The sequence below is a fragment of the Sphaerochaeta sp. PS genome, from assembly GCF_032144095.1.
Classification (GTDB): Bacteria; Spirochaetota; Spirochaetia; order Sphaerochaetales; family Sphaerochaetaceae; genus Sphaerochaeta.
In genome coordinates, this window is sequence record NZ_JAVSNJ010000002.1 from 172,594 (window position 1) to 191,829 (window position 19,236).

Annotated in this window: 24 protein-coding genes; 6 read left to right on the forward strand and 18 right to left on the reverse strand. The window is 52.3% G+C overall.

The features are described from left to right. Window positions 1-47: 47 nt before the first annotated feature. Window positions 48-488: a YhcH/YjgK/YiaL family protein gene (locus ROJ03_RS03290; RefSeq protein WP_313725561.1), complete on the reverse strand. Its 441-nt coding sequence runs from the start codon at window positions 486-488 to the stop codon at window positions 48-50. A gap of 263 nt (window positions 489-751) precedes the next feature. Here ROJ03_RS03290 and ROJ03_RS03295 point away from each other — a divergent pair, with 263 nt between their 5' ends. Further along, the gene (locus tag ROJ03_RS03295) at window positions 752-1,351 is read left to right on the forward strand and encodes a nitroreductase family protein (RefSeq protein ID WP_313725562.1); all 600 of its coding nucleotides are present in this window, start codon (window positions 752-754) and stop codon (window positions 1,349-1,351) included. A 99-nt stretch (window positions 1,352-1,450) separates the two neighbouring features. Beyond that, the gene (locus ROJ03_RS03300; protein ID WP_313725563.1) at window positions 1,451-1,912 is read left to right on the forward strand and encodes a methylated-DNA--[protein]-cysteine S-methyltransferase; all 462 of its coding nucleotides are present in this window, start codon (window positions 1,451-1,453) and stop codon (window positions 1,910-1,912) included. A gap of 63 nt (window positions 1,913-1,975) precedes the next feature. On the opposite strand, the gene ROJ03_RS03305 is transcribed toward ROJ03_RS03300, so the two are convergent. The 9 genes from ROJ03_RS03305 to ROJ03_RS03345 all read right to left on the reverse strand — a co-directional run bounded on the left by ROJ03_RS03305 (window position 1,976) and on the right by ROJ03_RS03345 (window position 9,940). Continuing rightward, entirely contained in the window at window positions 1,976-2,245 is a 270-nt protein-coding gene (locus ROJ03_RS03305; protein WP_313725564.1) for an SHOCT domain-containing protein, read from the reverse strand. 11 nt (window positions 2,246-2,256) lie between these two features. Then, on the reverse strand, window positions 2,257-2,451 hold the full coding sequence (locus ROJ03_RS03310) for an SHOCT domain-containing protein (RefSeq protein ID WP_313725565.1): 195 nt from the start codon (window positions 2,449-2,451) through the stop codon (window positions 2,257-2,259). Between the two features lie 328 nt (window positions 2,452-2,779). Next, complete coding sequence (locus ROJ03_RS03315) at window positions 2,780-3,217, reverse strand: V-type ATP synthase subunit K (RefSeq protein ID WP_313725566.1); 438 nt, start codon at window positions 3,215-3,217, stop codon at window positions 2,780-2,782. Between the two features lie 32 nt (window positions 3,218-3,249). Further along, entirely contained in the window at window positions 3,250-5,088 is a 1,839-nt protein-coding gene (locus ROJ03_RS03320) for an ATPase (protein WP_313725567.1), read from the reverse strand. A gap of 1 nt (window position 5,089) precedes the next feature. Beyond that, complete coding sequence (locus tag ROJ03_RS03325; RefSeq protein ID WP_313725568.1) at window positions 5,090-5,701, reverse strand: V-type ATP synthase subunit D; 612 nt, start codon at window positions 5,699-5,701, stop codon at window positions 5,090-5,092. A 9-nt stretch (window positions 5,702-5,710) separates the two neighbouring features. Continuing rightward, window positions 5,711-7,015, reverse strand: coding sequence for a V-type ATP synthase subunit B (locus ROJ03_RS03330; RefSeq protein WP_313725569.1), 1,305 nt, complete (start codon window positions 7,013-7,015; stop codon window positions 5,711-5,713). 10 nt (window positions 7,016-7,025) lie between these two features. After that, window positions 7,026-8,783 carry a V-type ATP synthase subunit A gene (locus ROJ03_RS03335; RefSeq protein ID WP_313725570.1) on the reverse strand — a complete coding sequence of 586 codons (1,758 nt, stop codon included), beginning with the start codon at window positions 8,781-8,783 and terminating at the stop codon, window positions 7,026-7,028. Between the two features lie 11 nt (window positions 8,784-8,794). Then, a complete protein-coding gene (locus tag ROJ03_RS03340) occupies window positions 8,795-9,328 on the reverse strand; it encodes a DUF2764 family protein (protein WP_313725571.1) in 534 nt (177 codons plus the stop codon). A 9-nt stretch (window positions 9,329-9,337) separates the two neighbouring features. Beyond that, entirely contained in the window at window positions 9,338-9,940 is a 603-nt protein-coding gene (locus ROJ03_RS03345) for a V-type ATP synthase subunit E (RefSeq protein ID WP_313725572.1), read from the reverse strand. A 215-nt stretch (window positions 9,941-10,155) separates the two neighbouring features. On the opposite strand from ROJ03_RS03345, the gene ROJ03_RS03350 reads away from it, so the two are divergent. Both ROJ03_RS03350 and ROJ03_RS03355 read left to right on the forward strand, forming a co-directional pair. Next, window positions 10,156-10,464: a hypothetical protein gene (locus tag ROJ03_RS03350; protein WP_313725573.1), complete on the forward strand. Its 309-nt coding sequence runs from the start codon at window positions 10,156-10,158 to the stop codon at window positions 10,462-10,464. Window positions 10,465-10,509: 45 nt separating this feature from the next. Beyond that, entirely contained in the window at window positions 10,510-10,944 is a 435-nt protein-coding gene (locus ROJ03_RS03355) for a hypothetical protein (protein ID WP_313725574.1), read from the forward strand. A 7-nt stretch (window positions 10,945-10,951) separates the two neighbouring features. Here the strand turns inward: ROJ03_RS03355 and udp are convergent, their stop codons facing one another. From udp to rsgA, 5 genes are all read right to left on the reverse strand, one after another. Next, the gene (udp, locus tag ROJ03_RS03360; RefSeq protein WP_313725575.1) at window positions 10,952-11,728 is read right to left on the reverse strand and encodes a uridine phosphorylase; all 777 of its coding nucleotides are present in this window, start codon (window positions 11,726-11,728) and stop codon (window positions 10,952-10,954) included. A 65-nt stretch (window positions 11,729-11,793) separates the two neighbouring features. After that, window positions 11,794-12,273, reverse strand: coding sequence for a DUF6530 family protein (locus ROJ03_RS03365; RefSeq protein WP_313725576.1), 480 nt, complete (start codon window positions 12,271-12,273; stop codon window positions 11,794-11,796). After that, window positions 12,270-12,620 (reverse strand): GIY-YIG nuclease family protein, encoded by a 351-nt coding sequence (locus tag ROJ03_RS03370; protein ID WP_313725577.1) that lies wholly within the window; start codon window positions 12,618-12,620, stop codon window positions 12,270-12,272. The genes ROJ03_RS03365 and ROJ03_RS03370 overlap by 4 nt, the downstream gene beginning before the upstream one ends. A 90-nt stretch (window positions 12,621-12,710) precedes the next feature. Further along, complete coding sequence (locus ROJ03_RS03375; protein ID WP_313725578.1) at window positions 12,711-15,047, reverse strand: endonuclease MutS2; 2,337 nt, start codon at window positions 15,045-15,047, stop codon at window positions 12,711-12,713. Then, window positions 15,028-16,002: a ribosome small subunit-dependent GTPase A gene (gene rsgA / locus ROJ03_RS03380; RefSeq protein WP_313725579.1), complete on the reverse strand. Its 975-nt coding sequence runs from the start codon at window positions 16,000-16,002 to the stop codon at window positions 15,028-15,030. Before rsgA ends, ROJ03_RS03375 begins: the two co-directional genes overlap by 20 nt. A 72-nt stretch (window positions 16,003-16,074) precedes the next feature. On the opposite strand from rsgA, the gene ROJ03_RS03385 reads away from it, so the two are divergent. Both ROJ03_RS03385 and ROJ03_RS03390 read left to right on the forward strand, forming a co-directional pair. Continuing rightward, window positions 16,075-16,653, forward strand: coding sequence for a pentapeptide repeat-containing protein (locus ROJ03_RS03385; protein ID WP_313725580.1), 579 nt, complete (start codon window positions 16,075-16,077; stop codon window positions 16,651-16,653). Further along, window positions 16,650-17,258, forward strand: coding sequence for an MBL fold metallo-hydrolase (locus ROJ03_RS03390; protein WP_313725581.1), 609 nt, complete (start codon window positions 16,650-16,652; stop codon window positions 17,256-17,258). The genes ROJ03_RS03385 and ROJ03_RS03390 overlap by 4 nt, the downstream gene beginning before the upstream one ends. A gap of 2 nt (window positions 17,259-17,260) precedes the next feature. Here the strand turns inward: ROJ03_RS03390 and ROJ03_RS03395 are convergent, their stop codons facing one another. The 3 genes from ROJ03_RS03395 to ROJ03_RS03405 are packed head-to-tail and all read right to left on the reverse strand — an operon-like array spanning window position 17,261 to window position 19,232. Continuing rightward, window positions 17,261-18,205, reverse strand: a complete 945-nt coding sequence (locus ROJ03_RS03395; RefSeq protein ID WP_313725582.1) for an RluA family pseudouridine synthase — start codon at window positions 18,203-18,205, stop codon at window positions 17,261-17,263. Further along, on the reverse strand, window positions 18,205-18,540 hold the full coding sequence (locus tag ROJ03_RS03400) for a hypothetical protein (protein WP_313725583.1): 336 nt from the start codon (window positions 18,538-18,540) through the stop codon (window positions 18,205-18,207). Before ROJ03_RS03400 ends, ROJ03_RS03395 begins: the two co-directional genes overlap by 1 nt. Next, window positions 18,540-19,232 carry a YggS family pyridoxal phosphate-dependent enzyme gene (locus ROJ03_RS03405; protein ID WP_313725791.1) on the reverse strand — a complete coding sequence of 231 codons (693 nt, stop codon included), beginning with the start codon at window positions 19,230-19,232 and terminating at the stop codon, window positions 18,540-18,542. Before ROJ03_RS03405 ends, ROJ03_RS03400 begins: the two co-directional genes overlap by 1 nt. Window positions 19,233-19,236 lie beyond the last annotated feature (4 nt).

The following is a 19,236-nucleotide window of genomic DNA, read 5'->3' on the forward strand; positions in this document are numbered from 1 at the left end:
TTTTGCAACTCTTTGTTAAGAGGCTGGTAAACACTTGTATACCATTTTTAATCTGCAATGGAGAAGAGGACCTTTGTAACCTTGTTGTGTTCTTTTGATGATTCCATGCCAACGGTATGGGGTTCTCCGGGCATAAACAGGGCAAAATGTCCGCTTTTGGCGTGTATTACCCCTATAGGGTCCCCAGAAAGGGTTGCTTTGCCTTCGCCATCCCATACGGCTGATCGTGCGTGTTCCCTCCATGACAGGGCCATCAGCTCCTCCCCTGCAAGAATGACATGGAGCTGTGTCTTCTCCTTGTAGACCTCATAGGGGGTGGGCACAGAGGAACTCTCATAGGAGAGGACGGTATAGGTAACTTTCGGGTTCTCTGTCTTGTAGGTACCAAAACCCTCCCACGGCTTTTCCTTGAGGATTGCAACCACCAAGGGGAGGTCATGGACAAGCGATCCATAGGTTCCAAGGGAAGAGAGTTCATCATACAACATAGCAGCTCCTCATTTTTGGTTTACTCAGTATACAGGTTTATGCAGAAAGGACAAGATTGGCCAGGATGGGAACAGAGTGAGATACACAACCAGAAATAGCGGAGTTTTCCTAGAACCACTTGGGGTAGTTTTCAGGGTATATCCTGGAATTCCTGCCAAAAGGAGTTTCATTTGACCAATCCAAAACAATTTTGATGAATCAAGGGTTCCGCCTGTACATTTATATTGTTTTCAATTATATTGTTCGCAAGGAGATTATTCATATGAACAATTCATTTCTCGATAGCATTTCGCTTAGGCGTTCAACATATGGACTGGGAGCCACTCTTCCGGTTGACAAATCAGTAGTGACAAAAACCATCAAGGAAGCGGTAAGGCTGGCCCCTTCTGCCTTCAATTCACAGAGTGCCCGGGTTGTGGTTCTCTATGGAAACGAGAGCAAGAAACTGTGGGATATGATTTTTGCTGCACTGGTGAAGATTATCCCTAGCGAACAGGTGGCCGATACCAAAGCCAGAATAGAGGGTTTTGCAAGAGGAGCCGGAACTGCCATGGTCTTTGAGGAGACATCGGTCATTGCATCTTTGCAAAAGGGCTTTCCTCTCTATGCAGACAATTTCCCTCTCTGGAGTGCCCATGCAACCGGCATAACCCAGTTCTCGATCTGGAGTGCACTTGCCAACATCAAGGTTGGAGCCAGCCTGCAACATTATGGAAACCTGGTGGAGGATGAAGTCAGGAAAACATGGAACATCCCCCTCTCCTGGTCGCTCATCGCCCAGATGCCCTTCGGTTCGATCGAAAACCCCGCTGGGGAAAAGCAATATCAGGATATTGAGGACCGGGTCAAGGTGTTTGCCTAAGGTTGAGAAAGAGCCCTTTCCGATACTCGGATTGGGCTCGTTTTGGCCTTTCATTTCTTTGGCCTGCACCGTATGATGGAGGGGAGGTACCGTATGACCATGGACAGCTACGTTACAAGATACGATTCACCCTTTGGGCCCATTACCTTGCAAAGTGATGGACAAGCCCTCACAGGTCTGGACTTTGGGGACAAGCTCACGACACGGGGCCAGACACTTCAGCTCTTTGACAAAACAAAACTTGAGCTTGATGAATACTTTGCTGGCAAAAGGAAGGTCTTCACCGTCCCCCTGAGTACCAAAGGCTCCCCTTTCCAACAAAAGGTATGGAATGCCCTCTTGCGTATTCCATACGGAGAAACCTGCTCCTATGCAGACATCGCCCTCGAGATTGAAAATCCCAAGGCCTTCAGGGCTGTGGGAATGGCAAACAACAGAAACAAGATCGGCATCATCATCCCCTGCCACCGGGTAATTGGAAAGGATGGGACACTGGTTGGGTATGCAGGAGGCCTTGAATTCAAGCTTGCCCTGTTGGATCTGGAGAAGCGGTACCGATAAGAACCTCTCTCCTGACTGTACCAACTCTTGAGCCCAAAGACCAACACAGACCAAAGCCAGCTCCTACCTCAGCTCTTTCTTCATCCTTTGAAACTCTTCAGAGGTGATCTCGCCATTGGCATAGCGGCGCTTGATGATCGCCAAAGCCTCAGATTCCAGCAGACCATGTTTGTGTCGTTTAAGCAAAGCCACCAAAATCAAGACGACTGCCAACGCCACAAGGACCATCATGGCAGCCATAAGCCAAAAACCTACAGGGGAACCCACATAGTTCAGACAGCCAAAGCCACCAAACCGTGGGGACCCACGGAAACCCATGTAATACCCATGCATATGCTAGCCTCCTACTCTTCTTTGCTGAGCTCTTCTTTCATGCGAAGAAACTCCTCTTGTGAGAGAGTCCCCTCTGCATACCTCTTTTTGAGAATATCCAAGGCAGAACGTTCATGTGTTTTGGAAACATGTCCTCTTGTGCCTTCGCCTCCGTGGAGTACCAGGTACCCAAGCAGGATCACAAGCAATAAGGGTACAAACATCATACGCCGCTCCTTATACCCCTTGGGGGTATACTCTCAATGTAAGCCCCTACAGGCAAATAGTCAATTGCATAACCCACTATTTTAGTGTGAATTAACCATTCTCTTCAGGAACTTTGGTGCGTAGTTACCCTAGGTACATATAGATACCTCAAGACAAATGCAGGAAGGTACGGTGTGCAAGCACTCCCCATCTGAATGGGCAAACCAGGTTCTTGTTCGAAAAGCAAGCCCCTTCAGCTCTGAAGGGTACATTTCCTTTCTACACACCAGAGAGCACCCCCTGACGGGAGTGCTCTCTGGTGTATGAGAACCGTTGTTCGGTAGCTGCTTATTGCAGGGCAAGCAAGCTGAAGACCAAGGTAAAGAGTGCTACAGTCTCAACAATACCAATGACGATAAAGTAGTTTGCTGTACCCTTTCCGGTCTCTGCAAGGGCATCACAAGCACAGGCAGAGGTCTTTCCCTGCATCCAGGCGGAGAGACCGATGGCCAGGCCACCGAAGACACCGACACCCAGGGCAAGCATCGAAGAAGCACCGGCAGCAATAGCTGCAGCAATGAAATTCATGAGCAGGAAGCCATAGATGGTCTGAGTAAGAGGAGCACCAGCAAACGCGACCATGATAAAGGGAGCGGGCTTACCGTTCGCATAACACTTCTTCCATCCACCAACTGCTGCCTGAGCGGCAACACCTGCACCTAGACCAGAACCCAGGGCTGAAAGGGATAGCGCACAAGCCATTCCAATAAATTCCAAATTAGCCATTTTTTTCTCCTTAGTTGTATCCAAACAACGATTCAGTTTTCTTTGACCGTCTGTGAGAACGGTTCATATGAGATTCCAGTCCACTCCATACCGAGTTGTCCGGAAAATTCCAAAAGGTTCAATCGTACACCATGTACTACGACAGAGAGCAGGCCCATCACCAGGTTGAGGGAGTGGCCGACTATCAGGACAAGGACCCCAGCAACCACGGCAAATCCGCTCATCATGCCACTTGCCATGCTGTTGAAGCTCTGGGCTATGGCGACAGAGGCCATACCTACAGCAAACAGCCTGATATAGCTCATGATGTTCGAAAAGCAGCTGATGGTATTGAGGAATGTAGTGAAGAAGCCTCCAAGACCCGAAGCAAGTCCCTTACCAAAGGGAATTCCAGGACCTTGTGCGCCGAACACCACCACAAGCAAGAAGCCGACAACAAGAGCCCCTACGATGATGGGAGCCTGCAGTGGCTGGCCCACTACCAGTTGCAGAACAACAAAATAGAGGGCAAGTACATCTATCATCCAGCCGAGATCAGCAAACAGGCTCAAGTTCTTGTTCGGAACCTTATGCACGATGTTCAGCACACAAGCGAGGGATAGCTGTACTGTCCCGATGATGAAGCAGAACCTCATCACCTGATTCTGTGCACTTACCGCATCCAGACCAAAGAGTTCAGGATAGTTGGATATGGATGGGATCACCAGTTTCTGCAGGAAAGGAACCGATTCCAGGATCGTTTTAGAACCAAACCAGGTACCGGTAAGGGAGCCCCAGACCATGGTGGCCACACTCAACACATAGAGAAGCAATACCATCGTATTGGCCTTCTTCGCCTTGAGGTGCAGCCCGACTGCCGCAAGCAGGAATATCAGGCCATACCCAGCATCACCGATGATCATGGAGAAGAAGAGTGTGAAGAACAGCAGGAACCAGAGGCTGATATCGTTTTCACGATAGCCCGGCACGGTTCCCAGTATGTCAAACACCGGCTTGATGATTCCGGTCCCCTTCTTGTACTTGATCTGGGTCGGAGGATTGTCCTCGTCACTGGGATCCTCGATAAGATAGCCCCACCCTTGGTTGGATGCAAAGCTGCTAAAGGCCTTCTCTTCAGGTGCCGGTAGGAAACCGGTGATCCAGCACAGGTCATCCCCGCCTTCGGAGGCAGCTGCAACCTGGTCGTACCGCATCTCTTGCTCCGACCGATTCAGCCGTTGCTGATAGGCATCAAGATAGGCAATGCCCTCCTTGAGGTCGGCCTCTATCTCGACAAGGCACTGCCTATCAAAGGCATTGCGTTCCTGTAAAGAAGCCAACCCGAGCTCGGGAAGGATAAACCTGGTTGCCCCGACACTACTATCCAACTCAGAATTCACTACGGCTATCGCCTGCATGGGTCCTACCGGAGCAAGTTCAAGATATTGGACCTTCCCTTCCAGGGCCTTGAGGTCCTTCTTGGAGATGGTATAGAAGGCAAGGGAAACCCCTTGTCCCTGTAGCTGGGCGATATCCTCGGGGTTGAAATCTCCCCAGGCTCGCAGCTCCTCTATGGCTGCATTGTCCTTGGCGATCTCTTCCTCAAGCTCTACTTTCTTGGCAAATAGCTCGTGGTACCTGTCGTGAAGTTCTACAAAGACCTCTTCGGAAACAGCTTTTTGCTCCTGCGAGGGTTTGCCACCAGAGAGGTCAAAGAGTGCATTCTTGATGTGCACAAGCTCGTCATACCGTTTCTTCAGGTCATCACTCTTTTCCGTGCGGACTTGTTCGGTATAGATGTGCATCACCCCTTCCTTGCGGAGGGCCTTCAGCATCGAATGCTTGTTGTGGGCCTGTACAATGACAGATACTTTTTTCATGGGAACGATCATCTCAGGCCTCCTTTACCAATTTTTTCTTGGCAATCTTACCGCGAACGACAGCAGCGGTCTGCTGGTCCCCCAAATAGATGCCAATCTTGCGGATATTCTCCTTGGCCTCAGGAATCTTCACCTTCTCGAACAGGTTGACCCTCTGGCTGGTTGTCCTCAACTCCTTGCCCAGCAGGCTCACCTGTTGTTCAAGGGTGGAGATCAAGGCATCAAAGCGGGATACATCCCTAAGGCTTTCCAGAGCCTGGTCGACCCACAAGGGGTAGTCGTCAAGATCATAGGTTATGGGAAAGAATGTAAGGGCCTTGAATACAGGGATGGATACCCCTGCAATATTGCCCACAGCCTTCTCTATCCTATCAATCTTCACCAAGTTCTCAAGGTCAAATGCCTCTGCAAACGCAGTATTCTCATTGAAGACAGCAATCCACACCTGCATTGCCTCAACAAGCTGCTTTTGTTTTTGGCGCATAAGAGCTACTTCAGCCTCTATCTGCCGTATCACCATCTGCAGCTGTTGTTTCTTCAGCAGCAGGGTGGGCAGATAACGCTGATACTGCTTCAGGCGGTCCTTTTGCAGCTTCTGCTCGTTTTTCGTCAGTTTGACGGCCATCGCTCCCCCTTAGTCAACCGATTTGTTCGGCCAACGGTTGAGAATCAGATCGCTCTTCAAACCTGTCTCATTCGGTTCAAAACACTCGGCCAGGATCTCCCAGCCCAAATCCAAAGCCTGCTCAAGGGGGATGTTGACAGAGAGGTCCATCAGCTTGCTCTCGAACAGGTGCCCGTACTTGAGCAACTTCTCATCCCACTCGGTCATCATGAAACCCATGGACTTCTTTTCCACGGACTCCTTGTAGGAGGAAAAAAGCTTGATCATACCGTCCATCAGGGCACGGTGGTCATCACGGGTATCCTTGTTGACCTGCTGCTTCAGGCGGGAAAGTGAACCAAACGGCTCGATCCTTCCCCCCTTGAGGTAGTACTGTCCCTCGGTGATGTAGCCGGTGTTGTCAGGAACCGGGTGAGTCACGTCATCGCCTGGCATCGTGGTGACAGCAAGGATGGTAAGGGAGCCTGCACCTTCAAAGTCAACAGCCTTCTCATACCGGGAAGCAAGGGAGGAGTAGAGATCTCCCGGATAGCCTCGGTTGGAAGGGACCTGGTCCATGGTAATGGCCATCTCTTTCATGGAGTCAGCAAAGTTGGTCATGTCGGTCAGCAGTACCAGAACCTTCTTCCCGTCAAGGGCGAACCGTTCTGCAACAGCAAGGGCCAAGTCGGGGACAAGCATGCACTCGACCGTTGGGTCACTTGCAGTGTGGACAAACATGATGGTACGGCTCATGGCACCACTGCTTTCCAAGGTATCCTTGAAAAAGAGGTAGTCGTCATATTTCAGGCCCATGCCCCCGAGGATGATGAGGTCAACCTCAGCCTGCATGGCAATGCGTGCCAACAGGGGATTGTAGGGCTCTCCACTTACCGAGAAGATCGGAAGCTTCTGGCTCTCTACTAGGGTGTTGAACACATCGATCATCGGAATTCCGGTCCTGATCATGTTCCGGGGAATGATCCTCTTTGCAGGGTTAACTGCAGGACCCCCGATGGCGATCATGTTCTCGGTCAGGGCAGGGCCCTTGTCACGGGGTTTGCCAGTACCGTCAAAGATGCGGCCAAGGAGGTTCTCACTGTAGGAGACCCGCATCGGGACACCCAGGAAGCGGATCTGGTCTCCAGTGGAGACACCCTGAGCTCCTGCAAATATCTGTAGGGAAACAAGGTCCCGATCAAGCTTGATGACGTTTGCATAGCTTTCGCCCTGTGAGGAGTTCACGATGGCCAAGTCACCGTTGCTTACGCCGGTTGCGCGGACAGTTATGACGTTTCCTACGATCGATTCAATTTTAGAATATACTTTTTGCATCATCTACCCCTTACATCAACTTCTCGGCAACAGGATCGTACTGGACAAACTTGCCCTTATAGAGAGTTATGATCTCCCCCTCTATCTGGGCGAACCGTTCACTGTTGAACTCTTCATTGTTCCAGTCGAGGAACTTCTGCCTTACCGTATTGAAGAAGGAGCGTACCTGTTTCTTGTTTTCCAGCTCAAAGCGGGATGCAAGGACCCTGAACAGCAGGGCAAACACATGCCTCTGTCTTTCGACCGATACTGAGGAGTCAACTGGGTCGAAGGAGTTCTGTTGCAGATAGCAGGAATCGATGAGCTCACTCTTCTGGTAGACAACATAGTCAGCAATGGAGGTTCCCTCCTCGCCGACTACCTTCATCATCTGGTTGATCTCGCTTCCTCTGAAAAGAATCGAGCGTGCATACTCTACCTTGTTGACGGCAATGACTCCCCCGTATTTTGACCAGGAGCCAAGGGGGTCGATGGCAGGATACTTTCGGGCATCACTGCGTTCACGGCTCAAGCCATGGAAAGCCCCGACGACCTTCAGCGTAGCTTGGGTAACGGGTTCCTCAAAGTTTCCTCCGGCAGGGCTGACTGTTCCGCCGATGGTTACCGACCCGATCCGTCCATCCTTGAGCCTGACCTTTCCAGCCCGTTCGTAGAACTCTGCGATACGGCTCTCCAGGTAGGCAGGGAAGGCTTCTTCACCAGGGATCTCCTCAAGACGGCCACTCATTTCACGCATGGCCTGGGCCCAGCGGGAGGTGGAGTCAGCAAGCAACAGGACGTTGAGTCCCATCTGGCGATAGTACTCTGCCATTGTCACCGCTGTGTATACAGATGCCTCACGGCTTGCTACTGGCATCGAAGAGGTGTTGCAGATGATGATGGTACGCTCCATGAGGGAACGACCGGTCTTGGGGTCGGTGAGCTCTGGGAACTCCTTGAGGACCTCAACGACCTCACCTGCACGCTCGCCACAAGCGGCGATGATGACAATATCAACATCAGCGTTTCGGCTGGTCATGTGCTGCAATACCGTCTTTCCTGCGCCAAAGGGTCCAGGGGTACAGTAGGTACCACCCTTTGCCACAGGCAGGAAGGTGTCGATGATCCTGATCTTGGTAACCAGGGTCTCATCGGGGCGGAGGCGCTCCTCATAATTCTTGATGGCACGTTTTACCGGCCAGGTGAATACCATGGAGAGTTCCCGCCTGTTCCCCTTGGGGTCCTCGACGGTCGCAACATGGGACCTGACATTGTAGGTGCCCTTCTTGTTGATGGAGACCACTTTCCAATCGACTGGTGCGAATGAGAAGGGGATCATGATCTGGTGGGTAAACAGACCCTCGGGAACCGTGCCAAAGGTATCGGCAGGCCTGAGGATGTCCCCAACCTTGGCGGTAGGGGTAAACTCCCAATCCTGGTTGGGGATCGGGTCGAGGTAGACCCCCCTTTGCAGGAAGAAGCCACACTGGGCGGCCAGTTCGGGAAGAGGGTTCTGCAAGCCGTCATAGATCTGCTGCAGCAGCCCAGGCCCGAGCTCGACGCTCAGCATCTCGTGGGAGAACTCAACAGCGTCCCCGACACTGATCCCTTCAGTCATCTCAAAAACCTGAAGCGATGCCACATTCTTGTTGATCTTGATGACCTCGCCTTTGAGACGGATGTCACCTAAGCAGATGTACCCTACTTCGTTCTTCGAGATGGCGCTATCAAATTCCACTGAAACCATATTGCCGTTGACGCCAATAACACGTCCACTTGTATTTGCCATATCCAACTCCACTACGTATTAGCTATTTCTGACTGTAAATTGGAGAAGAGGCGCTTGAATTCAGCATTGCCCTCCTCCTTGGTAAAGAGACTCTTGCGCTCGAGCAGCTGCAGCTTGATGGCATAGGAGAGCAACCCTTCAATATCGAAGAGGTGCAAACTTGCCAGTTCATCAAGATATTTCCATTTGAGTGCAAGGAGGGTTATTTCTGCTTCCAAAGCATTCTCGTTTGACAGTGCCTGGCGAACAGCCTCACTGATACGGTACTCTTTTTCCCCATCATTGCGGTACTTTGCACCTGGTAGGCCAAGCTTCTTGCTTCGCTGGTCGTTCAGCTCTTTTTTTACCATGGAAGAAAACTTCTGCCATTTTTTCAAGAAAGGATGGGATGAGGAGCTTCCATGGACAGCATCAGAGAGATGCCTATAGTCAGAAGGGCTCACCTGCTGTTTGCACAAAGCAAGAAAAGAGGGTGTATCGAAAGGGAGCTGACCATCGTAGCGCAGCATAGGAAGTGTCGCTACAAGATAGTAATAGGAAGCCATCTCTGCTCCTTACTTCGTTTGGGCGAAGACGATTTCGGCAATTGCTGGCGAAAGGAATGGGGCCATAAGGCTTGCCGTTTCCTCTGCACTGAAGTCATAGAAACCAGAACCGTCTTTTTCTGCAATACGGAAACCGGTAGTCACAGTAGGGACCGCCTTGATCTCAAGGCCTTCCTTGATCTTATCGGAGAGGGCACTCTTCAAGGATGCAGCAAGTTTTTTGAAATCCTTCTCGCTGAGCTGGACTTCCTTCGCCGCACCGTCAGAGAGCCTTTCCACAATGGTTCCAATGAGGGCAACCACGGCATCAGAATCAAAAGCCTTTTCGATCTTTTCCACAAGCAGAAGATCAAGCTGGGCCTGGATGGCCTTTTTCAGGGAGAGCTGGACATCCCTGCTAGCCTGATGGAGACTGGCGCGGGCACTCTGGTCACGGACATCAATCTCTTTCTGAGCTTCATCAATGAGTTGGGAAGCACGTTTGCGTCCCGAGGAGACTATCTCGTCAGCCTGGGCTTTAGCATCGGCAATAAGTTGCGACGCCTCTTTCTGGGCAGCTTCTATCCCATCCTTACGGATGGAAGCGACCAAATCCTGAATTTGTTGAGCCATCTGAATTCCTACCTTGTAATATCTGAATTATGATAAAGGATTCTCTCTAAATATGCAACAAACGAAAAACCCTTGCACCAGGGGGCAAACGATAGCAAGTATTGGCCAATGCGAGAAAAATTGCAAGCCAATCATAGGTTTTCGTCCCATGATTACCCCTGCCAACCAGCAATGAGGTGTACAGAACCGCATTTTTTCCCTATAGTTTGCAGACCATGAACAACACGCACCTATTCTCCTCCCAACCTACGAGAGGAATCATCCGCATCTGGAACCTCCAGACTGAAACATCGCTGGTAGTGAAAAGCGAGGACCTGACCCAGGATATCCAGGCTATTCGATTCTCCCTCGACCTTGGGAATTTCCCCAACCAGCCACTACAGAGCGAGTACGAGAAGCAGGGCCTAGAGATTTTTTCCATCGAGGCCCTCATCCTGGCTGAACAAGGAGAGAACCTTGACAAACTCCTTGCTTCCAGCAAACAAGCATTGCTGGACATGGGTGTATCCTTCTACGCAGATTGAAGCGATTGTGCATACATCATCCCTCCTAATGCAAGGAGGAGAGAGATGTTCTACCGAATCCGTCTCTACAGCAAGAACCCGTTATATTCGGACTGCAATAGGGCAAACAAGCTCCTGCTGAAACTCTACCTCGCCCTGGAACAGCAAGGGGGATCCATCCTAGACTACTCCCTCTTGCCAAACCAACTCGACCTTCTGGTATACATTGCAAAGGGGGCCTCCCTGCAGGGCCTCTTCCCAAGAGAGTGCTCGATCGAAAGCATCCCGACTGAGGATCTGCTTTTGCAGCAGTTTGGCAGCATAGGCCACCATCTGCCAAAATATGGGAAAGAGTACCCTCTGTGCGCACACTATGAAGCGTACCACAAAAGCTGCTGCTTCTCCTCCCTGGGCAAACAAGGACCACTACCCACTACCCTTACACTGCGGACCATCCTCCAAGCAAAAAGCTCCCCATCGGGGAGCCTCCAGAAAGAGTGAGGACCTATTAGGCCCTATCGCTTAGGATGAGGTTACGTACCCCCTGAACTGCCACCTTGATGGCAGAGTCGGTGTCATGGAACTTGGGATTGTCCATACCCAACAGTTCCCTCTCCTGGTTACCCACCACAAAGAAGGCACTGCCGCAACGGACACCCAGATGGGCGGCCACCACAAACAGGGCAGCACTCTCCATCTCACTTGCAAGGACACCAAGACGCTTCCACGCCTCCCACTTGTTGATGAGCTCGTAGGATACAGGCATCACAGAAGGGTCGTGCTGGCCGTAGAAGGAGTCCTTGCACTGCACTACCCCTGTGTGGCTCCTGTTTCCCAGTTGTCTTGCTGCCTGCACAAGGGCGGTAACCACATCGAAATGGGCGACAGCGGGAAACTCGATGGGTGCATATTCTCGGCTTGTACCCTCCATACGGACAGCACCGGTGGCGATGACCACATCACCTCCAACGACCTCCAGGGCAATGCCTCCGCAGGTCCCCATTCGGATGAAGGTATCGCTGCCACACTTGTACAGCTCCTCCATCGCTATGGAGGCTGAGGGTCCACCGATTCCTGTAGAGGTAACGGAGACCTTCTCCCCTTCGAGCGTTCCGGTATAGGTCACATATTCGCGGTTGTCAGCGACGGGATGGGCATCATCAAGATACTGGGCTATAAGAGGGACGCGCTTGGGGTCCCCGGGAAGAATGACATACCTGCCGACATCACTCTCTTTGATATGCAGATGGTATTGGACACCAGTTCCATTCATATAATCAGACATAGTAGGCTCCTTATGGAAAAATCGTACCACGCCAACGCCAAGTTAGCAACAAATCCCCGACCAGTTCAATACCCCATATCCTTCAGCAGGGCCGAAAGGACCCTGAACCGTTCACCCAGCAACTCCCCGTCCTTCCCCAGGGCATCAGCCAGGAGGCGAATGTCTGTATCTATGAAGGGATTGTCCGTGCATACCTCGACGGTCATGGCCTCTCCCTGCATCCCTATCCTGTCGATCTTGGGGTTCTTAGGGTCATAGTACAAAGGAAAGCGATAGGCATCCTGGAAATAGAGGCTGGTCCTGCAAACCAGGATAGCAAGGTCAAGGACACGGTTCAATGGCAACTCCTCGCTCTGGCGGGACCACTTCTCACCGGTATGGCGCCACACTTTGGCCGAAGCCTCCACGCTACCCCGTTCATTCCATTGTGCCAGACCGATGGAAAGGCCTTGAGCATCGCCATTGTTCGCATTGCGTCCATCAACTTCACTGTAGTTCTCGACTACCATAACCGGCTTGTGTTTGAGGGTTGTGGGGATGTTCATATATGTATCTCCTTTGCTTTAGGGTATGTCTCAAGGCAGAGGCTAAGGAGGGCCTCCAGATCCTTGCCATACTCCTTGGACTCATCGTGCTCATCGTACGCCAGACTTTCAAGGACGGAGAAGGTAAACTGGTCCGGTCCATAGAGTCCATACAACCTCTGAAGTTCAGGTTCATTGAGCAAAGCCCCAACAGAGAGCCTGAACAGGAGGGAGTTTTTGGCAGTCTCTAGGTTTTTTGCACATCCTATGAACATTTCCGAGGTAGCTGTGCATTGTAGGGAAAAACAACCCATAGGGGCCTTGGCTTCTCTGTACTGCTCTTTCAGGTGTTTGCGATCAAGTTTCATTTTCGCTCCAACAAATACTCTATTTACTAAATTACTAATCTAGTAAATACCAGATAGGACAAAAAAAGACAAGGGCTAAGCCCCTGCCTGCTAGAAAAACACATAGGTCTTGCCCATTCCTCCATCCTCGGGAAGGGCAAACCGATAATCGGTAACCCGCTGATGGTTTTTCAGGTACTCCCCTATCCCCCTGCTGAGGATGCCATCCCCATAGCCATGGATGATGGAAAAGGTGGTGAATCCGTGGACCAGGGCGCTCTCGATCTGGATATCCAAGGCAGAGAGGGCCTCCTCCAAGGTCAGACCCCGTACATCAAGGGTCATCTTGGGAGGGGGAGAACTGCTTTGGTAGAGTACCTGGACCTTTTTGTCGGTCTTGTTCGGAAGGGAGAGTTCACTCTCAGGGAGGGTAAACTTCATAGTCCCCACCGCTACCACCCACTTGCCTTTTGCAGCCTTGCGGATGATCCTCCCTTCCCGTCTGGCACTGGTACAGAGCACATCCATGTTGGGATGGAATTCAATCGAGGAAGCATGGGAGAGGGGCAGAACCTGCAGTTCACTTTCGATCTGGGCTTCAACAAGTTCCTGCTTCTCCTGCAGGGAGTTCACAAATCCCTTGACCTGGAGGGTTTTCTCACGGGTGATCTCGCCACTACGAAGCTCAGCAACCAGGTGCTCCAGTTCCCTACGCTTTTCACGCATGAAACGGGAGAGCTCACTCGACTGCTCCTGCTTGAGGATGAGTTCATCCTGCCTGAGCTTGAGCTCCTTCAGCTCGACCTGCTTGACCTGCTGCTGCAGATGGTAGTGGCGCTGGCGGAGCTTCTCCTCATGGGCATCTGCCTCCCGTTTCCTTCTCTCAAGGCCCTTGATGATCTCCCCGATCTGTACAGCCTCACTGCCCAGGTATTGCTGGGCCTTCTCCAATACCTCGACGGGAAGGTGCATCGCCTTGGCAGTATCGAGGGCGTGGCTGTCGCCTGGAATGCCATTGATGACCCGAAAGGTGGGTAGGTGGGTATCCTCATCGAACTCCATCGATGCGTTTATCACACTCTCCTTGGCATAGGCAAACTGCTTCAGTACCCCATGATGGCTGGTAACCAACGTCAGCTTGGCCATTTTCAGGCAGTATTCAAGGGTGGCCCTGGCTAGGGCGGCCCCCTCAACAGGGTCGGTGCCGCTACCCAGCTCATCCATGATGACCAGGGAACGGCTTGTCATGTTGCGTAGGATGTAGCCGACCTGCTTCATGTGGCCGCTAAAGGTGGAGAGTTCCTCCTCAATGCTCTGCTCGTCACCGATGTCGGTGAATACCTCGTCAAACAGAGGTAGGGAACTACCCTCCTTTGCAGGGATGAAGCCGCAGAACTGGTTCATTAATGTCATGAGCCCAACGGTCTTGATGGTGACCGTCTTTCCTCCGGCATTGGGACCGGAAATTACCACGGAACGGACCTTTTCATCGAGCATCACGGTGATGGGCACCGCTTTCTTGCCCAATAGGGGGTGGCGTGCCTCGATGAGGGAACAGGTGTCGCTGGCTATATCGACCTTGATGGCGTGGTGGTCGAAACTATACTTGGCACAGGCAAAGAGGGCGTCAGCCTGGCCTACCTTCTGGCGCAAGGTCTGCAATTCCCACTTGCAAGCCCTGGCTTGTCCATCGAGCAGGGAGAGCAGTTTTGCTATCTCGATGAGGATCTGGTTTTCAGCCATGACCACGGCATTGTTCATCTCCACCAGACGGAACGGTTCCATGAAGACGGTACTGCCAGAGGAGGAACTGCTGCTGATGAAACCCGGGACCTCGGTGCGACGGTCGTTTCGTACAGGGATGACCAGCCTGCCGTCACGGAAGGCGCCCTGGTCGCTCTGCACCACGGCGCTATTTGTCCGGATGAAGTCGCTTGTGAAGCGGGAGCGCTCACCCTTGGCCTGTTCAACCTGCTTCCGCAAGGAACGAATGGCAGGATGGCTCTCCTTGACCTGCCCTCCTTCATCGAGTATCGAATGGATGCTCTGGACCAGGTGGAGGAGCTTGGGCTCAATCTCACAACCCAGGAGTCCCTGAATAGGTTCCAGGCTTTCCTGCCCCTGGTTGCAGTAGTGCAGGAACATCTCGCCACTTTGGATATAGCTGGCCAAGGCTACCAAGAGCGGCCCATCAAGAGAGAGCAGGGGATTCTCCAAGGTCGCCATCGCCTGCCCGATATCGGCAAAATGGGAGGGGGAAGGGAGGTCGGACCTCCCGAGCAGCGATACAAAAGCTGCTACCTTAGCCTGACGGTCTAGCAAGGCTTCCTGCTCAGCAAGAAACCCGAGGGAGGCGAGATGCCCTACTCCATCCTGGCTGAGGGCACAGTCCTGTATCTTCTTCAGTACCTGGAGAAACCCCAGGTCCTCAATACTCTTCTTGTTCATGCTTGTCCATATTTCTGTATCGCTCGCGGCTCTGGTCGCTCTTGCCCATCCACTGGGGAGCCTTGTCATCGAGGGAGGCGAGCATCCTCAGATAGCTTTCGTAGCGGTCATGGTGAATCTTCCCCTCTTCAACCAGCCGTTTCACCTCGCAATCGGGTTCATCGTTGTGCAGGCAGTGGTCATAGGAGCAGATCTTGGAAGGTTCTGTAAATTCAGGGAACGAGTTTGCAATCCTCTGGGGATCCCCATGGGGTACAAAAATCTCCCTGACGCCGGGGGTATCGACGAGGGTAAAGTCGGGTCCCTTGATGAGCAGCGAGTAGTTGGTGGTATGCTTGCCACGGTTATACTTTTCCGAAATATCCCCAATTCTCTGGTCGACATCAAGGATCCTGTTTATCAGGGTGGACTTGCCTACCCCGCTCTGGCCGATGAATGCAACCGTCTTCCCCTTCAGGAGCTCAACAAATTCAGGCAGCCCGTCTCCGGTTATTGCACTTACCCCCCTGATGGTATATCCCAGCTTGTGGTAGAGGGAAAAGCGCTCAAACTCATCCTCGGTAAGCAGTATGTCACTCTTGTTCATGACGATCATCACCTCGACATCAAAGCTGCAGGCGATGACACGGTCGATGAATCTGGGGCGGAATGGGGGGGAGTCGGCACTGCAGACACAGACGATCATATCCATGTTGGCTACCACGGTCTGGTTGCTGTTTCCCTTGATGTTCCAACGCTGGAAGCAGTTGGTACGCTCAAGCCTATCGAGGATGAGCCCCTCTGAGGTTCCTGTAATGACAAAGGAGACCCTATCACCCACTGCCAACGGGTTGTACTCGTTGGTAACAGAGGAGAGTTGCTTGCCTTTTATGCGACAGAGGTAGCTCTTCTCTCCATCCACTACCGTGTAGATGTTGTTGATCCCTCTGGTTACACTCCCTACGTATTGCTCCATTTTTGCTCCTAAAAGCACTGTACAAGCAAATCCTATGCTTGACAACCAGCTTGTATTTGATACTGTTATCCTATGTTTAACTTCAAGACCTGCGCCCACCCCCAGTGCCATGCATATATCTGTGAAGAAGGGCCCTTCTGCTTTCACCACAGCCCGAATCAGGATGAGCTTCTCCTCCACTGCACCGATGCACTGCTTGGGGAACAGGATATCCTGGACCTCTCCCTTACCGGAGGGGAGTTTGAAAACCTGACCATACCCAAGAAGGCTTTCATATCCTCCAACATGGCATGGTGCACCTTCAGGAACATCGACTTCTCCCGATGCACCTTCATCACCAGCTTTTTCGACTTCTGCCTGTTTGAGGGCTGCCACTTCAATGAGATAACCAGCAGGTACTCAATCTTCTCAGGGAGCAAGATGCTGGACTGTGACTTCAGCGGCTCGGTGATCAACCATACAAACTTTGTCGGCATAGACACCCTGTATTGTGACTTCAGCGATTGTGACCTCTACTTCTCCAACTTTGGTACCAGCTATCTTCGGGATACCAAGTTTGTGGACTGCAACCTCAAGAAAGCGGACTTTCTCCACACCGACCAGCGTAGGGTTGACTTCCGTTACTCCAACTACTCGGAGGCACACCATTGAGGATATACCAGCACTTCTCTGTCGTGGGTTTCTGCAATACCTACCTCATAGGTTCGGAAAAAGGAAGTGAAGCCATCCTCATCGACCCAGGCCATGTGGATACAGAGCTCATCCATCTCATAGAGAGCAATGAGTTCAAGCTCAAGCATGTGCTGCTCACCCATCGCCACCAGGCCCATACAGCTGGGCTGGGGACGTTGATGAAGATCTACAACCCGACCATCTACGCCTCAGCATTCTCCTCCTACGAGTATCCGGTAAAACCCATCAGCGACCACCAGGTCCTCACCCTCTCCGAGCTTGAGGTGGAGGTAATCCATGTCCCTGGCCACAGCCTGGACAGCATGGTCTACAAGATCGACCATGCGCTCTTTACCGGGGATACCCTGATGTGCGGAAGGGTCGGCTCAACCGAGGGGTATCGTGAGCAGGCCCTGCTGCTGAAATCGATCTGGACCCGCCTGATGAGCCTCGATGAGAATATCCTGCTGTTTCCTGGCCATGGGACAGCGAGCAAACTCCGTATCGAACGGATGTTCAACCACCCCTTGCTCGAGCTTGGGGCAATCTCCTCAGAAAGGCAAAACTGGAGGGATGAGGAGTAGGGTCAGGTTCGGTGGCTTTGTACGTAGGAGAGGAACCTGGCGGGCAAGGGTGCAGTGAAAACCACTCTTTTTCCCGTCTCAGGGTGGTCTATCGCAAGTTTCAGTGCATGGAGCATAAGGGTGGTCCCATCCTCCTTGCCGTAGATGACATCCCCAACCAACGGGTGGTTCAACGAAGCGAGGTGCACCCGTATCTGATGGGTACGCCCGGTGCGGATGACGATACGCAGCAGGGAAAACCCCTTGAAATCCCTGAGCACCGTATACTCGGTAAAGGCTGACCTTCCCTCATCGTTGGCACAGGTAGTGAAACGCTTGCGGTTTTTCTCGTCCCTGGTGATGTTGCTCTCTATCGTCCCGTATCTGATCCTGAAATTTCCCTTTACCAGGGCTATGTAGGTCTTTCCGGTGGTGTGGGCCTTGAACTGCTCAAGAAGCGAACGATAGCTCTCCCTTGTCCGTGCTATGACCAGGGCTCCACTGGTATCCTTGTCCAGACGATGGACAATACCTGGGCGAATTGCAGAGGAGGAGAGCGAAACCTCTTCCTCTTCCCCATCATCAGAGCTTCCTGTATCAAAGCCGATGCCATACCGGAACAGGAGGGCATTGACCACCGTCCCATCATGGTTTCCCACCGCTGGATGCACAACCATGCCCTGCTCTTTGTCGACCACCAAAAGCTGCTCATCCTCGTAGAGGACCTTCAAGGGAATGTCTTGGGCCGTAAGCCCTTCAAACACCTCTTGCCCATAGGTTATGGTGAGGGTATCCCCCTGGCTGACCAACTTGCTTTTCTTTGCAGGTTTCCCGTCTACAAGAATCTGGGTCCCAGGGTCCGAGAAGATCGAACGCTTGAATCCTTGCTGGGCAAGGTAGGAATCCAGGCGAACCTTCTCCACCATTTCTGAGACGGTCAGCTCTACGGTCTGTTCCTTGTACGCCATTACTGCTGCCCCACTTCACCGATGACATAATCGGCAACAGCTATGCCCAACGAGAGGCCTGAGGCAATGCCTCCCTGAATGAGCAGGGCCGTCAGGGCGTCCTTTGCGGGGGGAGCCCATCCTGCGTTTACCGCAATGTTGTAGGAAAGCGTTGCAATGCCCATGGTCAGGACAAAGGAGCCAAAAAAGAGGATCTCTGCCCTTCTGAGCTTATAGCTCCACAAGGGGAACTCCTGCTCCTGATAGGGGACATATCCGGCAAGTGGTTCACTGGCCAAAGGGTAGAGGGAAAGGCAAAACACCATCAGAAGCAACAGGAGGACACCTTTTTTCATTACAGGTACTCCCGTTTGCCGAATAGGCGGGTGCCAACCCTCACCATCGTGGCACCTTCACGGATTGCCAGGGGGAAATCACCGCTCATGCCCATGCTCAGGGTTGAGAAATCGAGGTGGGGATAGCGGGAAATGCAGGAGTCCTGCAAGGCCCTGAGCAGGGAAAAGGCCTTTCGTGTCTCTTCTTCCCCTCCATGCAGTGGCCCGATGGTCATGAGACCCCTGACAGTGACCCCTTGCAATTGGGCTATGCTGTCCAAGGCCTCATAGAGGCTAGCCTCATTCTCAAACCCACTCTTGGAATCCTCTTCGCTGGTGTTGTACTGCAAAAGGATCGGCATCCTTTTGTTGAGGGCCAGGCTCGCCTCGCTGATTTTGGATGCAACCTTGAGGGAATCGACGCTGTCGATCGCATCGACGAGCCCGACTATTTTCTTTACCTTGTTGGATTGCAGGTGCCCGATAAGATGGACACGCATCCCTTCAGGACGGGGGGACGAGAACTTCTCAACCACCTCCTGCACCCGATTCTCCCCAAAGAGAAATTGCCCACAGCCAAACAGCTCCAGGATCTCCTCATAGGGGTGGGTCTTGCTTACTGCCATCAACTGTATGGAAGAAGGAGCCCTGCCAATGGAGGCGGCAGCCCGCTCTATCTCCCCTAGGGTCTCTTCCAGTCGTTTTTGCACCATCATC